Source organism: Francisella sp. SYW-2 (genome assembly GCF_008711475.1).
GTDB classification, from domain to species: domain Bacteria; phylum Pseudomonadota; class Gammaproteobacteria; order Francisellales; family Francisellaceae; genus Francisella; species Francisella salimarina.
This window is the reverse complement of sequence record NZ_VXKO01000062.1, coordinates 1-1524: the sequence shown is the minus strand read 5'-3', so window position 1 is coordinate 1524 and position 1524 is coordinate 1. Positions and strand designations below refer to the sequence as shown.

Sequence of the window (1524 nt, the reverse complement as noted above, 5' to 3'; positions counted from 1 at the left end):
TACTCACTATCAATATCTTCTTATTCTTGCTAGGTATTTGGTATACTCATGGTATAGAGATTAGACAAAATAAGTATTTGAATAATCTCATAGAACAAGATCATAGAAATATAAAGAGGTTGACTCGACCCATGCTAGGATTTAAAGCATGGGACTCTAAGGAATCTACCATAGCAGGTTATGAATTGGTTAACATGATTAAAAAGGGTCAGCACATTAATGCTGATAAGATGACAGTTTGGGATCAGTTTTATGCTATAGCTGCATAACTGTATCTAGAGATAGCTGATTTTAGTAATATTGTGACCATACTACCAGTTTGCGACAGAACTTTACAATTTATATTACGCGGTTTATATTTTTGTTACTTTATATTTTTATTATTAGTTCCAGATTTGTAAAATAATAAAAAATAGGAAGTGTAATATGGAATCTAATACGGAAATAGAATATAAAGAAAACGTTTATAACATGGCTTGTTACCAGTTTGCATTATATGGACAAAATGATCAAGATTATACTAATAAATTATGGACCAACTTTGGCTATTTTTTTAACGAGGACGAGGAGCTTGTAGCATTTAGAGAAAATGCAGAATCATTTTTTTCTGAACAATTTGGTAATGAATGGGTTGATTTTCTTAATAGTCAATATACTGAATATGCATCTACCACCGATGTCAATTATAAAAGAGAAATATTTCTTGAAACTTTATGCTTAACATTCGGATTAAAGCCGGATTCAGAAAGTAATAAGGTTATTGGTGCATATTTTGGAGGAACCGATTTCGATGAAAATATTGTTCCAGATCATATGTTTATCTCAATATATGATGATGGTTTAGATAAATGGAAATCATATGATACTTTTCCAGGGAGAGCATATTTCACATATGAAGGTGCTATATATGCTTACCAACATAAATGTGATATGCTTAAAGAGGAACTTTTAAATATAATCAAAAGTAGTGATCATGAAATAAACGCAGAAGAACTAAAAAAACTATTAGAAACACAATATCCTAACTCAGGATTTCGAAATCAACTTTTTATGGTAGAGATTGACAAACTAGAAGCTTTTAATGAGGGTCCTGATATTAAAGAATCTGACAAATTTAAGGAAGGAGATGGTCGTATTGAATTATTTGACAATACTAATGAAAAGCTAGGAGATTTACCTTTTCCTCCTGGAGAACCTGAACATTCTGAGAATAATATAATATGGATTCGTGTTAAAGATTTTGCTGAAGATACTAAAAAAATTATAAAAGAAAAATTTAGTATAGATGTTTAAACCGAGCCTTTCCATTTAGGCCCAGAACGCAAAATAAATATCTCAATAATTTGATAGAACAGGATCATAGAAATATAAAGAGTTCTGTCGCAAACTGGTAGTAGGAGCCTTTCCAAATAATTGTGTAAATTCATTTACATAAACCTCTGAATTCTATCTTCAAATTCGATAGCGAAATAAGGCATAGCTTCACTCCAGTATCTCACAGGCATAGACCATTTTTTGGTTAAA

Annotated in this window: 2 protein-coding genes; both read left to right on the top strand. The window is 30.7% G+C overall.

Annotation, left to right across the window (positions count from 1 at the left end; translation table 11 throughout):
* The coding region (locus F3D57_RS10160; protein ID WP_150466171.1) for a DDE-type integrase/transposase/recombinase at positions 1-269 on the top strand (269 nt) is incomplete at its 5' end.
* 157 nt (positions 270-426) lie between these two features.
* Positions 427-1293, top strand: a complete 867-nt coding sequence (locus tag F3D57_RS10155) for a hypothetical protein (RefSeq protein WP_150466170.1) — start codon at positions 427-429, stop codon at positions 1291-1293.
* Positions 1294-1524: the final 231 nt, after the last annotated feature.

Coding starts and splice junctions, on each gene's coding strand:
- F3D57_RS10155 (WP_150466170.1), top strand. CDS start 427: ATGGAATCTAATACGGAAATAGAATATAAAGAAAACGTTTATAACATG.